The organism is Nitrosomonas ureae (genome assembly GCF_900206265.1).
GTDB classification, from domain to species: Bacteria; Pseudomonadota; Gammaproteobacteria; order Burkholderiales; family Nitrosomonadaceae; genus Nitrosomonas; species Nitrosomonas ureae_C.
In genome coordinates this window covers 2752902-2770212 of the sequence record NZ_LT907782.1, presented here as the reverse complement: position 1 = coordinate 2770212, position 17311 = coordinate 2752902, and the positions used below count along the sequence as shown (strand labels likewise).

Genomic DNA, 17311 nt, shown 5'->3' with positions numbered 1-17311 from the left:
GTCAACCTCAGTGCGCAAGATATATCTTGCTGTGAAACAAAATCAATTCATCAAGAACGCTTGCAGCGTCCATAGAAGCCAGGACGAGTCCTTTCGAATAAGAAGCGATGCGTTCAGCTGGTGCGCCAAGGTTAAACGATGCAACCGGCAGATCCATGTACATCAATTCCTGTACGACATAGGAGAACGTCTCAGGCCAGATTGAAGGAAATAACATAACATTCGCACCTGAAGCATCAATAAGACTGGCTAATTGATCATACCGATAGGGGCCGGTCTGGCTGACAACAGATGGCTCACAACTCACTTCTATGGAGCCGATAACGACAATATTAACATCGACTTCACGCCTTTTAATCTCACGAGAAAGCTGCTGGATGAACGCTGCACCTTTATGAAACCCGATCTGCCCCACAACGCCAATACGCAGGGATGCGGTCTGTTTAATCCGGACAACTTTATCCTCCAGATAGGCAACTTCGTGTGGCCTGATGGATATTTGTGAATTTTCAATTTGCGGATAAGCTTTCATTAAAAGCTGTGCTGTGCTATTGGAAAAAGTTATGATTTCATCAGCAGCAGCCAGAAGCGATCCCCATATGGCGCGCCACTTGGAAATATCACGCTCGGTAAAAAGCGCGGCGAAGCCGTAGCGATTCTTGGGCAAACAGTTATCACAAACGCTAATCTCCGGAATCTGACAATACTTTCCGTCATGATCAAGGAGAAAATGAGATGGACAAACCAGATAAAAATCATGCGCCAGCACCATAAGCCGGGCGGAGGTCTGCACTTTCAGCCGTATTAAAAATTGCGGAATCTCATCCGGCTTCACAAAAGATACTGCCGTATTATAAATAATGTCTTTGACTGAAAGCTGTTGGAGTGATTGCCACAAGAAAGTGATATCAGGTATTGAATATCGTACATTCAAACGTTTATTCCTTACAATCACCATATGGGATAAGGTCGCCACATGATAAGTCAAAATGATCGCACTTCGCCCCTCGCGAATGATGGCATCAACCAAGCGATCCCGATATTGGTTTGCACCTCCGCCAAGATTGTGATCTAAAATCACGCTTAGATTCTGACCTTCCTGAGACTCGAACAGAGAAGCAAATTCATCAGGCTTCTGCAACGCGGTTTGCGGTCTTCCGTTAAGGTAGCGCTTGACTTTATCAAAGAAAGAAGAAATTTTTCCTGATCGGATAAGGTACAGCCCCCGCTTCAATAAGGTGCCTGCCTGTCTTAATACAATACGGTTTTTACCCTTAGCATAGTCTTTAGAAAAGCAGATTATCTTCGAGGACGGAACTGACAATTCTATTGTAGAGCCATCTGCCAAAGTACATTCCAACACAATGGAGTCCGGGTGCCTTTCATCAGAAAGCGCTCCGAACACCACATAACCGGAGTTCATTGCTCTGGCATGATTTAGATAAGAACGCCCAACATCTTCCCGGGATTTTCCAAAGTCAGCGTAAATATGTTCTGGCACATTCCTTTCAGCAGACATCACTCGGAAGCGTAACGAGACAACTTCGTATCGTGCATGGAAAATCCAGCCAAAGCCAAACATCACGTTATCCTTAACCACCAGAGAATCAATCGTCCAATATAAATCAGACATCCGGCCTCCCGCGGTTTGAAGCAAGCTTTATTAATTTTAATAGCTTGTATCCCGTAGAAGATCGAATAGATTCCAGCTGAGTGTTTGCCTGCGTCAATTGGTTCTGCAATTGCTGTAGTTCCTGCAACCGATTAATGGCAAGCGACTCCGCATAGGCTTTGGCTTTCTCGGTAGCGGCAAGTTGCGTTTGTAAACGCTGAATTTCGGTCAGACGTTCATAAGCGAATTTTTCCGCCACAGACTTCGCCGTCTCTGTACGCTTAAGACGCGAATCCAGAGCTTCTCCTGGAAAAGAGCCGGAACAACCCGGCAAGCTTGCATCAGGGGACCAGGTTGAAAATATCCTGCTCTCAACACCCGAAGAAAAAGCACTTAATTCTGATTCCATCCGTAAGAATTTAGCAAAATCTTCTTCTCCAGGTGAAAGACCCAGGCTATTCATAACAGTCAGAAGCAGTCCTGCTCTCGTTGCCACGGCTGGATCTTGCGGCTGGGAAAATGTGGAAATGCCTTTCATCAATGATGTGATTGCGCGAAAAAGCAGGTAGCTAAACGGAATACCCTCTGATGCGCACCATTCTCGATCGACGTAAACTGCTTTTCCAGCATCCGTCATAACAATATTCGATGGAATGGCATCAAGATAATCCCCAGGAAATAATATATCCTGCGGTTGCGAACTACAGGCATGGCCTTCCGAATGAGCAATCTCTAAAATAATTTCCAGGTACTTGGAAAAATAACGCTGAATTTCTTTAGTCGTCCAGCCCGGTCTGGTCACAATCTCAACAAACTCCCGATAAAGTGTTTTCCCATGAAAATAAGTCAAATCACATGGCAGTTGAAAAAACAAATCCGGGTTGCCTAATTTTTCAGGCGAGCCATTTGCTGAAAGCATACGACGCTCTACTTGAATATCACCCTGGCGTCGCACAAAGAAGGTTTTCTTACAGAAAATAGATCGCCGGTCCGTACTGAAATAATAAGCCAGCACATCCGACTCGGGATTATATTCGGAGCTATTGGCAGCAACGATCAGAAATGAGTTGGCCAGATCAACAGCCAAACCATTACGAAAAATAACCGGCAATGCCCGTTCCAATGAAAACAATGTTCTCTCGGGCAATTGCGCGTCTTTCGTAATGGATTGGCAAGCAAGTTCAATCGCATCGAAATCCGGAGCGCTCAAACCTTCGCTTGTAAGGATGCAAACCGGAAGTTTATAGTCCGGAAAGGGAACCAGGAATTCTGATTTCACGAACCCCGCCTCATGGATCATTTCAGCCAGGAATTTATGTCCGAACGTCTGCGGTTGATCGGTTTGATAACGCCCTTCTATTCCGTACATGGATTGCCCGATATGATCTTCAGGTGCCCCCGCAAAATACTTCAGTCCAAGTTGATTCTCGATCGCTACAATCAGCTTACCGTCAGGCTTCAGCAGCGATCGCACCCGCTCCAGCATGGCCAACGCAGGATGCTTATGCGCGGCAAAAAGCCCGGCATACTCCAACACACCAATGAGTGTGATTACATCAAATTTTCGCTCAATCCGGAACTGATCGAATCGTTCCGCAACTACCGCGACATTAGATTGATCATGCGTTCTGGATCTAGCAATGGCAGCACGCCGCAAGCTGCCTTCAAGCGCCAACACATTTGCACCGCATTCACCCAGATAACGTGTAATCGCACCACAGCCCGCACCGATTTCAAGAATATCCCCATCAAGCTCGGATTCAAATGGCCGCAGAATATTCGCCCGGACCCCGGACAAGTGATACGACGAAGGCCAATCCGTACACTGGCTGCGCAATTCACTCGAGAACACACTAAGATCCTTAGCTGTTGTAACGATTTGCTCAATACGCCGCTCAACTTGGTCACCATCACTGTAAGCAATACCGCCATATCCGGATCGTAACCAAATGTTGGTTTCGGTATTGAAAATATAACCTGCTTGCAGCAAAACCGATTGCATTATGCTATTTCCTGTACAGTCAATTCCAATTGCAAATCACACAAACCAAAGAATGCAGTCACTGGACTTACCTGCAGATGAATTGCATCATAACGCCTATCATGCGGAATCACCTCGTCATTTTGTTGAGTCGCAATTCCCAGAGAAATAAAATAATCCCCCGGTGCAAGACGACAAATAAAAATAGCATGGGCAATCATTACAGTATCTTTCTTACCCAATGACTCAAAGGCAGTCACTTCCAGCAGCCTGGAATTAGCGCCATAGACCGTGACACCCGCCTTGGTTTTGATAGTAATACCCAGAATCGGATGCACCAGATCAATATGAAACCTTATCACCACACTTAACGAGACGCTCTGCCCGGTCGTAATGACTAATGGATAAAGCTCATTCTCAACTGACATACGGAAATCGAGAATCGTTGCCGCTCCATCTCCCCAGCGATACTCATGCGGATTATAACCAGCTCGGGTCGCAAACACGTCGTCGACGTGATTCAGCATGAGCGGATCGTTTTTTATTGACGGCGAAGAACTGGAAATAATGGAAGAGGGTGATGAGCAAGATTCTTTACGTTCCTTGCCAAACAACAAATCCATATAGCGATTGACGACATGCCGCGGCTCGCCGGCCACAGCGACGGAACCCTCATTGAGCAACATCGCGCGGGAGCAATGCGTCACAATCTGCTCACTGGAGTGGGTTACTAATAAAATGCTTGTTCCATTGCTTTTGAGTTGTTTCAAACACTCAAAACACTTGGCCTGAAACTTCGCATCGCCCACAGCCAGCGCTTCGTCAACGATTAAAATATCCGGAGAAACCTGAGCCTGAACAGCAAACGCCAGACGCACCATCATCCCACTAGAATAGGTCTTGACTGGCTGATTGATGAACTTGCCGATATCGGCAAAGGCCACAATATCATCAAATCGGGCATTAATTTCTTCCTGACTCAGACCCAGCACGGTAGCGTTCATGTAAACATTTTCCCGTCCGGTAAACTCCGGATTGAAGCCTGATCCCAATTCCAGCAATGCGGCAATACGTCCGTGGGTCTGAACGTTACCACTGGTCGGATTCAACGTGCCGCAAATCATCTGCAGCAAGGTAGACTTGCCGCAACCATTGCGGCCAATAATGCCGACGGTTTCGCCCTTCTGGATCTCGAATGAAATATCCCTCAACACCCAAAACTCACGAAAATATTGTTTAGGCTTCCGTCCAGTCAAGCGTTGCAAACGGGGAATGATGATTTGCTTAAGGAAATCGCGCGGATGATCGTAAATCTGATAGCACTTGCTAAGGTTCTCGACCTTAACGGCAATGTCAAAGGACATTGGCAAATCCCTTACGCGTTTTCTGAAACCAGGCGAAACCCAGCCATGCCGTTACGGTGGCGAGCAGCAAGTAGATAATCCACCCCTGCCAGCTTATCCCATTGCCCCAAATCATCACGCCACGAGCCTGTTCAATGACAAATGTCAGAGGATTGATCTGCAAAAATTGATGGTACTCCGTGGGCAACGCAGTAATCGGATAAAAAATTGGCGATAAAAACAATAGCGCAGTCATCATGACGCCAACAATCTGGCTGACATCGCGTAAAAATACTCCCAACGCCGCCAGAAACCAGCTAAGCCCTAAAATCAGCAATAAGAATGGAATCAACAATAAAGGAAATAATAGAAGTGTGACTTGCGGCACACCAAAAAACACCAAATAAAAGATCAGCCAAACCAAAAAACTAATCAGGAAGTGAAAAACTGCAGAACCCATGGTCACAATGGATAATATTTCCAAGGGAAACACCACTTTCTTAACGTAGTTTACATTTCCCAGCACCAGCCCCGGAGATCGAGTGATGCACTCTGCAAACAAGTTATAAATCATTAAACCGGCAAACAAAACCAGTGCAAATTCGGTTCTGGAATCCGTGCCGCCATCCCAGCGCGCTTTAAATACCACGCTAAATACAAATGTATAAACAATCAACATCAAGACGGGATTAAAGAATGACCATAATATCCCCATAATGGAACCCCGGTAGCGGCCGATAACCTCCCGTTTGGTTAGAGAATAGATCAGACTTCGATGGGTCTTAAGGGTGTTGATTAAGGTAAATGGAGAGATCGATCGAGCAGCGTGCGGATTCAATTTTAAAATTCCAAGCTTACAAACAAATTTTTAATCCTGCAAAATGCGCAAATCATTCCCGAAAGATCTTCCGCAACAAACCGGAAGAAAAAATGCACCCATTCATGTTGCTAAATTACAAAATTATGACAATGATAACAGGTGCGACATTATCTACAAAAACGTGAACGAGAGCGAGTCATTTATCCGGCAAGCCGTCGAGAAGCAAAATGAGGCATTATAAGAAAAAACAAACAACAAAGCCTATTATATTCCTGATCCATATCCTTGCCGTCAAAAACATAGAAAATTCATACACTTCACTCCTACCACCCAACCCTTGATCATCGCTTTGAAATTATTTAGCGCACTATTCTAGTGAAATTTTCCAAAAATCAATGTGATTAATATCACACGACATGAAAGCCAAAAGTTTATATTGGTTCTGGAGCGGACTTTAAAAAGATGGTTGGCGCGGCCCGTACCAGACAAGGACGCAAATTCTCGGCAAGCTTTCTGAGTGTCGACGCGCAGAGCGAACAGCTTCTCAGACTATATCGATGACTACCTTCCGTAGAAATCAATAAACAATTTTCGCCATTTCCCGCCCTCTTTGCTCATTGACCGTAGCCAACAGCATCAACCCGATAATAAAAAATGCCAAAGTACTGAGCAATGCAATGCGGTGATCGCCTTCAAATAGATAGACCATGCCGCCATACGTCAGCGGACCAATGATAGCGGATAATTTCGTGGCCAATCCCCACAACCCGAAGAATTCCCCTTGACGCCCGGCTGGCGTGAATTGACCCACCAACGCCCGTCCTGCGGATTGGGCGCCGCCGAGCGCGGTACCAATCAAGTTGGCTGCAACCCAGAATAACCCTTCATCGGTGGCCCAATAGGCGCAGACAATCGCTGCTATCCAGATCAATAATGTAATGGCAATGCAACGGCTTGAGCCGATACGATCTTGCAGGTGGCCGAACAGGAAAGCGCCGATGGCAGCCGTGACATTCACTACCATGATCAACACAATGGTATCCTGGGTTTTGAATCCCATCACTTCCTGCGCGTACACCGCTGCCAACACGATCACGATGTAGATGCCGGCATAGTAGACCGTCAATGACAGCAGAAAACGGAACAAATCGATATGCAAGCGGGCCTGGCGCAGCGTATCGCCTAGACGGCCGAATCCTGCGCGGATCAGATGCTGGCTGTCAAAAGACGCAGCTACATCCACGCGCTCGCGCAGCCAAAGCAACGTTGGCAATGCCGCAACGGCAAATAATACGGCAACGATTAAGTTGGTGACCGGAACATAGTGCGCAGCCTCCATCCCTTGTTGTTCCGCATGCGTCACATAAATCAAGCACAGTGCCAGCGTCAGCAAGCCGCCGAAATAACCCAGCGCCCAGCCATAACCGGAAAGCCGTCCCATGGTTTCCGGCGTACTGATTTCCGGTAAAAAAGCCGCAATCAGATTTTCACCGCTGGCAAACATGAACGTCGCCAGAATCACCAGTATCACCGCCAAAGCGATATCACCCGGACCGGCAAAATACAACAGCGCAGTAAATGACACACAACCAACCGTCGTTACCGTCAGGAAGCGTTTTTTTGCGCCGGAACAATCCGCAATCGCCCCTACGACCGGCGCACTCAGCAGCACCAGCACATTGGCGGCGGCCATGGTTATCGACCACAGCAATGTGGCGTTTCCACTGCCGTGCTCGGCAGCGATGACGCCGACAAAGTAGGCATTGAAAATGGCCGTCAGAATGACCGTGGTATAGCCGGAATTGGCGAAATCATACATGCACCACGCAAAGCGTTCACGCTGCGTGGCCGGATTGAGGTGATCAGAAGGCAATGCCATCGTCGCAACCCATAAACGGAGAATGCAGCATGTTTATTTTCCTGTCATGTTTTCCGGTACCACCCAGGCATCGAACTGTTCCGCCGTCACATAACCGGTGGCTATCGCGGCAGCCTTCAAGGTTGTACCTTCATGATGCGCTTTCTTGGCAATTTCAGCCGCCTTGTCGTAACCAATGTGTGGATTGAGCGCAGTCACCAGCATCAACGAGTTGTGCATCAGGGTATCGATGCGCTCCCGGTCGACTTCGATACCCACCGCGCAATGATCATTGAAACTCACCATCGCGTCCGCCAGCAGCCGCACGCTTTGCAGGAAATTGTGAATGATCAGCGGTTTCATCACATTCAGCTCGAAATTCCCCAACGCGCCGCCCATGTTGACCGCGACATCATTCCCCATCACCTGGCAGCACACCATGGTCATGGCTTCTGATTGCGTCGGATTGACTTTTCCCGGCATGATCGAACTACCCGGCTCGTTCTCGGGAATGCGCAACTCACCAATGCCGCAACGCGGCCCGGATGCCAGCCAGCGGATATCGTTAGCGATTTTCATCAGTGAAGCGGCGAGCGTTTTCAATGCGCCATGCGCGTGCACCAATGCATCGTTGCTCGCCAAAGCCTCGAATTTATTCGGCGCGGTGACAAACGGCAAGCCGGTCAGCCGCGATAATTCCGCCGCCACGCGCACGGCAAATTCCGGATGCGCATTCAAGCCGGTGCCCACCGCCGTGCCGCCCAACGCCAGCTCGCACACATGCGCCATGGCCGCTTCGATATGGCGCAAGCCGTGATCCAATTGCGCCACGTAGCCGGAAAACTCCTGCCCCAATGTCAATGGCGTCGCATCCTGCAAATGCGTGCGGCCGATTTTGACAATGCCGCCGAATGCCTCGGACTTGGCCGCCAATGTATCGCGCAATAACTGGATCGCGGGGATCAGGCGCTGCTGCATTTCTTGCACCGCAGCGACGTGCATCGCAGTCGGGAACACATCGTTGGACGATTGACCTTTATTGACCTCGTCGTTCGGATGCACGATGCGGCTGACGCCGCGCCCGCCGCCGAGGATTTCCGAAGCGCGGTTCGCCAGTACCTCATTGACGTTCATGTTGGTCTGCGTGCCGGAACCGGTCTGCCACACCACCAGCGGAAATTGATCGTCGAAATCCCCGGCAGCCACCTCGTCGGCAGCCTCGATAATCGCCGCAGTACTGGCAGCGTTGAGCAACCCCAGGTCATGATTGACCTTGGCGGCGGCGCGCTTGACTCGGGCCAGCGCATGAATGAGCGCCACCGGCATGCGCTCACCGGAAATCTTGAAATTCTGCAATGAGCGCTGCGTTTGCGCGCCCCACAACGCTGCGGCGGGTACCTCGACCACGCCCATGGTGTCGCGTTCTTCACGGGTTTGCATGGGTATTTACCTTATTAAATTTGATAAATTTGGGCATTTGTCATTCCGGCGAAGGCCAAAATCCAGAAAAATCAACGAACTGAACACCGGCTTTCGCCGGTGTGACGAATAATTCAGTGTTTTCAAAAGATTCCGGTTTGATATTTTATTCATTGATATAACGATTGAGCTAACCGGCGTGTAAAAGCAGAACAAAGCGGCGCTTTTGTATATGTCTGTGTTGAGCGAGTTGTTAGGCCGATTTTGCACTGTTGACACCCAATAAATCTTGGCGTGCTTCTTTGAGAAGCAATCTGTAAACACAATCTGCCCTGTCGCGGAGGCCCATCATGTATCTATATGGATTGTTCTCTGCGTCCAGCACAATTGCATCTTGTCTAAATGCATCAACCACATTTATAGCCTTTTCATCAACAACGAGTGCAGCCACCGCCGTCAGTCGGCCTGCTTCATCTAAAAGCTCAAACTGCTTTCTCTTCTGTCCATCGTAGAACTCTTTGTTTCTCGTTATGAAGTCTTTGTCCTGCTCAGGTGAATATGTTGTCGCTACGTTGGCGGTCGTCTTGCTCAGCTCGTGAAACACTTCAAGTAGTTTCGAGTAAAGCTCTCTCTTCAGATCCCATCGTCGTTGGTCAATCCACGCACCCGTTGATATCTGGCCTTTTATGGATTCAATTTCCCTAGTGGTGATTTTCTCGAGCTCTAATATTTCTTTGAAGTCCTCTTTCGTAGCGAAGTTTACGGCTTTCTTTTCCAGATACTTCGGTATCCATGACTTTACGAGCCAACCTATGACTATGATTCCAAGAAAAACTAGCACGTTGAGTGTCATCAACACAATGTCACCTCTGCTGGTTATATCTTCCAATTGCCCTAACATAATATATACACGGCAAAAAATATCGCATAAGCCGAATCGGCATTAGCAGCAATTATTCAACAATGCTCAATCCCAACTCAATGCACCCCCCGTTTGATACTCGGTCACCCGCGTTTCAAAGAAATTCTTTTCTTTCTTCAGGTCGATCATTTCCGACATCCACGGGAACGGGTTATTGGCATTCGGGTACAGCGCGTCCAGGCCGATCTGCTGGCAGCGGCGGTTGGCGATGTAGCGCAGGTATTCCTTGAACATCGGCGCGTTCATGCCGAGCACGCCGCGCGGCATGGTGTCTTCGGCGTAGCGGTATTCCAATGCCACGGCTTTTTGCATCAGCGCGGCGATTTCTTCGCGGAATGCCTTGGTCCACAACTGCGGATTTTCCATTTTGATCTGGTTGATCACGTCGATGCCGAAATTACAGTGCATCGATTCATCGCGCAGAATGTATTGATATTGCTCCGCCGAGCCGGTCATTTTATTTTGCCGCCCCAATGCCAGAATCTGCGTGAAACCGACATAAAAGAACAGGCCTTCCATGATGCAGGCAAACACAATCAGGCTTCTGAGCAACTGCTGATCGGTCTCCAACGTGCCAGTTTTGAAGTGCGGATTCGTCAGCGTGTCGATGAACGGAATCAGAAATTCGTCTTTGTCGCGAATCGACGATACTTCGTGATAGGCGTTGAAGATTTCCCCTTCGTCCAGGCCCAGTGATTCGACGATATATTGATACGCATGGGTATGAATGGCTTCTTCGAACGCCTGGCGCAGCAGATACTGGCGACACTCGGGATTGGTGATGTGACGGTACGTACCCAGCACGATGTTGTTCGCCGCCAATGAATCCGCCGTGACAAAGAAACCGAGGTTACGCTTGACCAGGCGGCGTTCATCTTCGGTGAGACCGTGTGGATCCCTCCACAATGCAATATCGCGGCTCATGCTGATTTCCTGCGGCATCCAATGATTGGCGCAGGCACCGAGGTATTTATCCCAGGCCCATTTATATTTGAACGGCACCAACTGATTCACGTCCGCATTGCAATTGATGATCTGCTTATCTTCCACCGCAATGCGGCGGTTGGCGCTGCCCGCAATGGCTGGCTCATCCGCGGCAGTGTGGGATTCCTTGAACAGTCCCTGCAGTGGCGCATCCAAACCCGGGATTGATGGCATTTCCCTCGGTGTTTCGTCTTCAAATGTCAGCATAACTGGCTCCTTTTTCCTGATCTTTCTAGATTATTGACATGATTCGCAGCTTTCGTCATCGATCGCGCAATATTTGATTTCAACCGTGGATACTTCCACCGCCGCCTTAACGATTCCGCCGTCGGCAGGCACCGCATTCAACGATCCTGCGCGCACGGTCGATTTCTCCGCCGCGGTGGCACCCATCGAGCGCAAATAGTACGTGGTTTTCAGACCGCGCAGCCACGCCAGTTTATAGGTTTCATCCAGTTTCTTGCCGGACACGCCGCCCATGTAAATATTCAGCGATTGCGACTGGTCGATCCATTTTTGTCGCCGAGCGCCGGCTTCGATCAGCCACAGCGGGTCCATCTCGAATGCGGTCGCGTACAGGGTGCGGATATTATCCGGGATGCGGTCGATTTTGCTGATCGCGCCGTCAAAATATTTCAAGTCGGAGATCATGACTTCATCCCACAGATTGAGCTTTTTCAGATCGTTGACCAGTGAGCGATTGGTAATCGTGAATTCGCCGGATAGATTCGATTTGACGTACAGATTCTGATAAGTCGGCTCGATGCTCGCGGATACCCCCACAATATTGGAAATCGTCGCAGTCGGCGCGATGGCCAGGCAGTTGGAATTGCGCATGCCATGCAATTTGATGCGTTGCCGCAACGCATCCCAATCTAACGTTGCCGAAAGATCCGCTTCGACATACCCGCCGCGTTCCTGTTGTAGAACCGTCAGCGTATCGTGCGGCAGAATGCCGCGATCCCACAAACTGCCTTTGTATGTGCTGTAGCAGCCGCGCTCTTGCGCCAATTCAGTCGAGGCCCAGTAGGCCTGATAAGCCACAGCCTCCATCGAACGATCGGCAAATTCCACCGCTTCTGGCGAACCGTAGGGAATACCTAGTTGATGCAGGCAATCCTGGAACCCCATGATGCCCAATCCCACCGGACGATGCTTCAAGTTGGCGTTGCGCGCTTTCGCCACGGCGTAAAAATTGATGTCGATGACATTATCCAGCATACGCATGGCCACATGAATGGTACGTTTGAGCTTGTCCAGATCCAACGCGCCATCCTTCAGATGCGCGACCAGATTGACCGAGCCCAGATTGCACACGGCAATCTCTTTATCGTTGGTGTTCAGCGTGATTTCCGTACACAGATTGGAGCTGTGCACCACGCCGATATGATTCTGCGGCGAACGCACGTTGCACGGATCCTTGAACGTGATCCACGGGTGGCCGGTCTCGAACAACATGCTCAGCATCTTGCGCCACAATTGCACCGCCGGAATTTTTTTGTACAATTCCAGTTCACCGCGTTCAATCCGGGCTTCGTAGCCTAAATAGGCTTGTTCAAATTGCTGGCCGAATTTTTCATGCAAATCCGGAACATCCGAAGGTGAGAATAATGTCCAATCCCCCCCCTCCATGACACGCTTCATAAATAGATCGGGAATCCAGGTGGCGGTATTCATGTCATGCGTGCGGCGGCGATCGTCACCGGTATTTTTACGCAGCTCGAGAAACTCCTCGATATCCAGATGCCAGCATTCCAGATAGGCACAAACGGCGCCTTTGCGTTTGCCGCCTTGATTGACCGCCACCGCGGTATCGGACACCACTTTCAGAAACGGCACCACGCCCTGCGATTTACCGTTGGTGCCTTTGATACGCGCGCCCATGGCGCGCACCGCTGTCCAGTCATTGCCCAACCCACCCGCATACTTGGCCAGCAGTGCATTTTCCTTGATGGATTCATAAATGCCATCCAGATCGTCCGGAACCGTGGTCAGGTAGCACGATGACAATTGCGAACGGCACGTGCCGGAATTGAACAATGTCGGCGTCGAGCTCATGAAATCAAAACTCGACAATACTTGATAAAATTCGATCGCGCGCGCTTCCCGGTCGATCTCATTCAACGCCAGCCCCATCGCCACGCGCATAAAAAACGCTTGCGGCAGTTCGATGCGTTGTTCCTTGATATGCAAAAAATAGCGGTCGTACAAGGTTTGCAATCCCAAGTAATCGAATTGCAGATCGCGATCCGCATCCAGCGCTTCGCTCATGCGCGCCAAATCAAACTGCGCCAGGCGTTGATCCAGCAGATCGGCCTCTATGCCGCGCTTGATGAAAGCCGGAAAATACTCCTGATAGTGCGACTGCATCATCTGCTGCGAGACCTCCGCGCCCAGCACTTCATGACGCACATTGTTCAACAGCAGACGTGCCGTGACGTAGCTGTAAGCGGGATCCTTTTCAATCAGCACGCGCGCCGACAAGATCACGGATTTTCTGACTTCATCGATGGGTACGCCGTCGTACAAATCCTTCAAGGTGGCTTTCAGAATCAAAGCAGGATCGACGGCATTTCCCAACCCTGCGCAGGAGGTTTCAATCAATGCGGACAATTTAGCCACGTCCAGCGGCACTCTTTGCCCGTTATCCATCACATACAGCACTTCTGCCGCTGCGTCTGCGGTTGATTTCTGCTTCAGCCTGGCTCTTTCCCGCGTGCGTTCTTCACGATACAGCACATACGCGCGTGCCACATCGTGTTCGCCGGAACGCATCAATGCCAATTCAACCTGATCCTGGATATCTTCGATATGAAAAGTACCGCTATCGGGTTGCCGGCGCAGCAAAGCGTTCACCACATCCTGAGTTAAATTGACCACGACCTCACGCACCCTGACCGACGCAGCACCCTGGCCACCATCAACAGCGATAAAGGCTTTCGTCAAAGCGACCGAGATCTTGCCGGGCTCAAACGTGACCACCGCACCATTGCGGCGAATGACTCTATGCTGTGGAAAACGGGAATTTTGGGTCGGCATATCGGTAAAACTTGAAGTTCCGGATACAGATTTGAGGGTGGTATGTTCTGTCGCAAGCTGCATTGACGATTCCTCCTGGCTGAATATTCATCAAAGAAAATACAAATTTCCATGGATTCAATGAAATAGTATTATTCTCACAAAACCACAATATCTAGTGTTTAATGACAAGCACTACAGCACCGATAGTACACCACAAATTATTTTCCTGCTGCAAATTTTTTAATCTATTTAACAAAAGAAAAATAATCCGCAGTCATTTCCAGATTAAGAATGAATCCGATCAGGAAGTTGAAGAAAGTTGACTTATATACAACAAGCACGACACGCGGAGAAGCTAACGATTTGACACAAGAACAACTTGCAATTGTGGAAAAGATGGTAATTTCAGTGTGCGTTATTATCCGTGCTCAGCAAGACCGGGGGCTAGCACTGCACCAACAGTTTATCCAATTGATTGGCGAAAGATTTGCGGTCATTCTGACTCAAGGCGGACTGGCCGCCCGTATCAACGCCGCTATTGCGCAAAGCTTCCATGAAATCGCGCATGCTTAACCGCGCGCCGATATTTTCCCGGGTATACCGTTCACCCCGCGGGGTCAGCACCAGGCCATCTTTTTTGATCACTGCCGCGGCCAGCGGAATATCGCTGGTAATCACCAGATCCCCGCTTTCCAGCCGTTTGACGATCTCATTATCCACCACATCAAACCCGGATTCGACCTGTTGCATGCGGATGAACGGCGAGGGAGGGATATACACGGGATGATTGGCGATCAATATTAACTGCCGCCGCGTCCTCTCGGCCGCTCTAAACAAAATTTCCTTGATGGCAGCCGGACAGGCATCGGCATCAATCCATATTTTCATGCATCATCGCCCGGGTTGAATCAATGTCCATCGGAATTTCCTTTGTCACTCTTCAACGCTTGCGGTAATGCGGCTTTTAAATAATAAAACATCGACCACAGCGTTAATACTGCGGCAATATAGATCAACCAGGTACCGATTTGCTGCGCATTGAAATGTTCGCCGACATTTTCGTGGTACAGCAGCAACGGAATGGCGATCATTTGTGATGTCGTCTTGATTTTCCCCAGGAACGACACCGCGACACTTTTGGATTGACCGATCTGCGCCATCCATTCACGCAGGGCTGAAACGGTAATTTCCCGTCCGATAATGATTAACGCGAGGGGCGCATCCAACCGATCCAGATAAACCAGCACAATCAGTGCGGCGCACACCATTAATTTATCAGCCACGGGATCCAGAAACGCACCGAATGCGGAAGCCTGGTTGAGCACGCGCGCCAGATAACCATCCAGCCAGTCGGTAATGGCTGCACCAGCAAAAATCAGGGTAGCCACAAGATTCTGATTGGATGGCGATAACCAGGCGTGGGGTAAATAAAAAATACCCACAAATAATGGGATCGCCAGGATGCGTAACCAGGTTAATAAATTTGGCAGGTTAAAAGGCATGGAATGCTAGTTAAAAAAATGGTAATGGCGTCAATGCAACTCCCGATAGATCTTTTCCGCCAATTTGCGGCTGATTCCCTCGGTTTGCTGTAACTCCTCAATGCTTGCAGTCAATACGCCTTTCAATCCGCCAAATCGCCCCAGCAGACGCTGCCGGCGTTTGGCGCCGACACCCTCGATAGTCTCCAAACTGGAACTGGTTCTGGCTTTGCCGCGCCTGCCGCGATGCCCCTGAATCGCAAAACGGTGCGCTTCATCACGGATCTGTTGGATTAAGTGCAATGCTGCATGCTCACTGGGTAATTGTAACGGCTTTTCGAATAACGGAGAAATCAATTGTTCCAACCCGGGCTTGCGTTGCTCGCCTTTAGCTACGCCCAACAAACTGGCATCGTTGATGCCCAATTCCTGCAACGCCTCCTGCGCGGCGCTCACCTGCCCTTTACCTCCATCGATCAGGATCAGATCCGGTAATTGACCTTCGCCGCTGATTACTTTCTGATAACGGCGGGATAACGCTTCCCGCATTGCGGCATAATCATCGCCAGGAGTTATGCCTTCGATGTTATAGCGGCGGTATTCGTTATTGCGCATGGCGAAATTGTCGTATACCACACACGATGCCACGGTCGCTTCACCCAAGGTATGGCTGATGTCAAAGCACTCAATGCGTTGCAAGCCGGGCATCTGCAATTCCTGCTGCAGCGCCAGCAAGCGCTTTTCCTGATTGGCGTGCCGACTCATCATTTGTTTTAGAGCCAGATGGGCATTCTCAGTGGCCATATCAAGCCAAACGCGCTTCTCACCGACCGGATTGAGTTGCAGGGTAATTTTATGGCCGCACTGCTCTGTCAATAATGTCTGCAACGCTTCACGTTCTATTTTTTCCCCCACAATAATCAATGGAGGTACGCTACGATGCAGATAGTGCTGTGCCAGGAATGCCTCAACCACGCTTGCTGCACTGTAGTCATCCGCATTTTGCGGGAAAAAACTCTTATCCCCCAAATGACGCCCGCCCCGAATCATCGCCAGATTGACACATACCTTTCCGGAACCATCGGGCGACACCACGCAAACCACCACATCGGCATCCAGCGCTTTTCCGCTATCGACAAACTGTTTCTCGCGAATGCGGCGCAATGCCTGAACTTGATCGCGCAGGGCCGCCGCTTGTTCATATTCCAATCGTTCGGAAGCCTGTTGCATCTTGACATTGATCATTTCCATCACTTCGGTTTGCTTGCCCTGCAAAAACATCTCGGCATTTTTGACATCCGTTTGATATTCCTGCCGGCTGATCCTGCTGATGCATGGAGCGCTGCAACGCTTGATCTGATACAACAAGCACGGGCGCGTGCGATTACTGAAAACGCTATCTTCGCAGGTACGCAGCCGGAAGATTTTTTGCAGCAATTGAATGCTCTCGCGCACCATGCCTGCATTGGGATAGGGACCAAAATACTGATGTGTTTTATCCAGTGCACCGCGATAAAACCCCAAGCGCGGGAACTCATGCCCGCTCAAGATCACATAGGGATAGGATTTATCATCGCGGAACAGGATGTTATAGCGCGGCTTCAGGCTTTTGATCAGATTGTTTTCCAGCAGCAAGGCCTCGGCCTCGGAACGCGTCACGGTGGTTTCGATTCCGGTTATCTGCGAAACCATCAACTGGGTTCGGGGTGCCAGATTACTTTTCTGAAAATATGAAGCGACGCGCTTTTTAAGACTGACCGCTTTGCCGACGTAGATCACTTCACCTTTAGCGTTGATCATACGATAAACCCCCGGTTGCAAGGGTAGGCTGCTACAAAATTCCTTGGCGTCAAAACTGCTGTTCGACAAA

The 17311-nt window shown here is 49.6% G+C and carries 12 protein-coding genes; all 12 read right to left on the bottom strand.

Translation table 11 applies throughout. From position 1 onward, the window contains the following. Nucleotides 1–7: 7 nt before the first annotated feature. The 12 genes from CPG39_RS12840 to uvrC all read right to left on the bottom strand — a co-directional run bounded on the left by CPG39_RS12840 (nucleotide 8) and on the right by uvrC (nucleotide 17310). Nucleotides 8–1633 carry a glycosyltransferase gene (locus tag CPG39_RS12840; protein WP_096293967.1) on the bottom strand — a complete coding sequence of 542 codons (1626 nt, stop codon included), beginning with the start codon at nucleotides 1631–1633 and terminating at the stop codon, nucleotides 8–10. Next, nucleotides 1626–3614 (bottom strand): methyltransferase, encoded by a 1989-nt coding sequence (locus tag CPG39_RS12835; RefSeq protein ID WP_096293966.1) that lies wholly within the window; start codon nucleotides 3612–3614, stop codon nucleotides 1626–1628. The genes CPG39_RS12840 and CPG39_RS12835 overlap by 8 nt, the downstream gene beginning before the upstream one ends. Continuing rightward, nucleotides 3614–4957 carry an ABC transporter ATP-binding protein gene (locus CPG39_RS12830; RefSeq protein ID WP_096293965.1) on the bottom strand — a complete coding sequence of 448 codons (1344 nt, stop codon included), beginning with the start codon at nucleotides 4955–4957 and terminating at the stop codon, nucleotides 3614–3616. The genes CPG39_RS12835 and CPG39_RS12830 overlap by 1 nt, the downstream gene beginning before the upstream one ends. After that, on the bottom strand, nucleotides 4947–5774 hold the full coding sequence (locus CPG39_RS12825; protein WP_096293964.1) for an ABC transporter permease: 828 nt from the start codon (nucleotides 5772–5774) through the stop codon (nucleotides 4947–4949). Before CPG39_RS12825 ends, CPG39_RS12830 begins: the two co-directional genes overlap by 11 nt. A gap of 559 nt (nucleotides 5775–6333) precedes the next feature. Beyond that, the gene (locus tag CPG39_RS12815; protein WP_096293962.1) at nucleotides 6334–7635 is read right to left on the bottom strand and encodes an MFS transporter; all 1302 of its coding nucleotides are present in this window, start codon (nucleotides 7633–7635) and stop codon (nucleotides 6334–6336) included. A 33-nt stretch (nucleotides 7636–7668) separates the two neighbouring features. Next, nucleotides 7669–9054, bottom strand: coding sequence for a class II fumarate hydratase (fumC, locus tag CPG39_RS12810; RefSeq protein ID WP_096293961.1), 1386 nt, complete (start codon nucleotides 9052–9054; stop codon nucleotides 7669–7671). Between the two features lie 232 nt (nucleotides 9055–9286). Further along, on the bottom strand, nucleotides 9287–9886 hold the full coding sequence (locus CPG39_RS12805) for a hypothetical protein (protein ID WP_145956243.1): 600 nt from the start codon (nucleotides 9884–9886) through the stop codon (nucleotides 9287–9289). Nucleotides 9887–10000: 114 nt separating this feature from the next. Then, on the bottom strand, nucleotides 10001–11146 hold the full coding sequence (locus CPG39_RS12800; protein ID WP_096293959.1) for a ribonucleotide-diphosphate reductase subunit beta: 1146 nt from the start codon (nucleotides 11144–11146) through the stop codon (nucleotides 10001–10003). A gap of 30 nt (nucleotides 11147–11176) precedes the next feature. Beyond that, nucleotides 11177–14041, bottom strand: coding sequence for a ribonucleoside-diphosphate reductase subunit alpha (locus tag CPG39_RS12795; protein ID WP_096293958.1), 2865 nt, complete (start codon nucleotides 14039–14041; stop codon nucleotides 11177–11179). Between the two features lie 363 nt (nucleotides 14042–14404). Next, nucleotides 14405–14848, bottom strand: a complete 444-nt coding sequence (locus tag CPG39_RS12790; protein ID WP_096293957.1) for a YaiI/YqxD family protein — start codon at nucleotides 14846–14848, stop codon at nucleotides 14405–14407. A 20-nt stretch (nucleotides 14849–14868) separates the two neighbouring features. Further along, a complete protein-coding gene (pgsA, locus tag CPG39_RS12785; RefSeq protein ID WP_096293956.1) occupies nucleotides 14869–15462 on the bottom strand; it encodes a CDP-diacylglycerol--glycerol-3-phosphate 3-phosphatidyltransferase in 594 nt (197 codons plus the stop codon). 30 nt (nucleotides 15463–15492) lie between these two features. After that, a complete protein-coding gene (gene uvrC, locus CPG39_RS12780) occupies nucleotides 15493–17310 on the bottom strand; it encodes an excinuclease ABC subunit UvrC (protein ID WP_096293955.1) in 1818 nt (605 codons plus the stop codon). Nucleotide 17311: the final 1 nt, after the last annotated feature.

What these genes read in the sequence shown, in the direction of transcription:
- CPG39_RS12840 (WP_096293967.1), bottom strand. Translation starts at nt 1,633, where the DNA reads ATGTCTGATTTATATTGGACGATTGATTCTCTGGTGGTTAAGGATAAC.
- CPG39_RS12835 (WP_096293966.1), bottom strand. Translation starts at nt 3,614, where the DNA reads ATGCAATCGGTTTTGCTGCAAGCAGGTTATATTTTCAATACCGAAACC.
- CPG39_RS12830 (WP_096293965.1), bottom strand. Translation starts at nt 4,957, where the DNA reads ATGTCCTTTGACATTGCCGTTAAGGTCGAGAACCTTAGCAAGTGCTAT.
- CPG39_RS12815 (WP_096293962.1), bottom strand. Translation starts at nt 7,635, where the DNA reads ATGGCATTGCCTTCTGATCACCTCAATCCGGCCACGCAGCGTGAACGC.
- fumC (WP_096293961.1), bottom strand. Translation starts at nt 9,054, where the DNA reads ATGCAAACCCGTGAAGAACGCGACACCATGGGCGTGGTCGAGGTACCC.
- CPG39_RS12805 (WP_145956243.1), bottom strand. Translation starts at nt 9,886, where the DNA reads ATGACACTCAACGTGCTAGTTTTTCTTGGAATCATAGTCATAGGTTGG.
- CPG39_RS12800 (WP_096293959.1), bottom strand. Translation starts at nt 11,146, where the DNA reads ATGCTGACATTTGAAGACGAAACACCGAGGGAAATGCCATCAATCCCG.
- CPG39_RS12795 (WP_096293958.1), bottom strand. Translation starts at nt 14,041, where the DNA reads ATGCAGCTTGCGACAGAACATACCACCCTCAAATCTGTATCCGGAACT.
- CPG39_RS12790 (WP_096293957.1), bottom strand. Translation starts at nt 14,848, where the DNA reads ATGAAAATATGGATTGATGCCGATGCCTGTCCGGCTGCCATCAAGGAA.
- pgsA (WP_096293956.1), bottom strand. Translation starts at nt 15,462, where the DNA reads ATGCCTTTTAACCTGCCAAATTTATTAACCTGGTTACGCATCCTGGCG.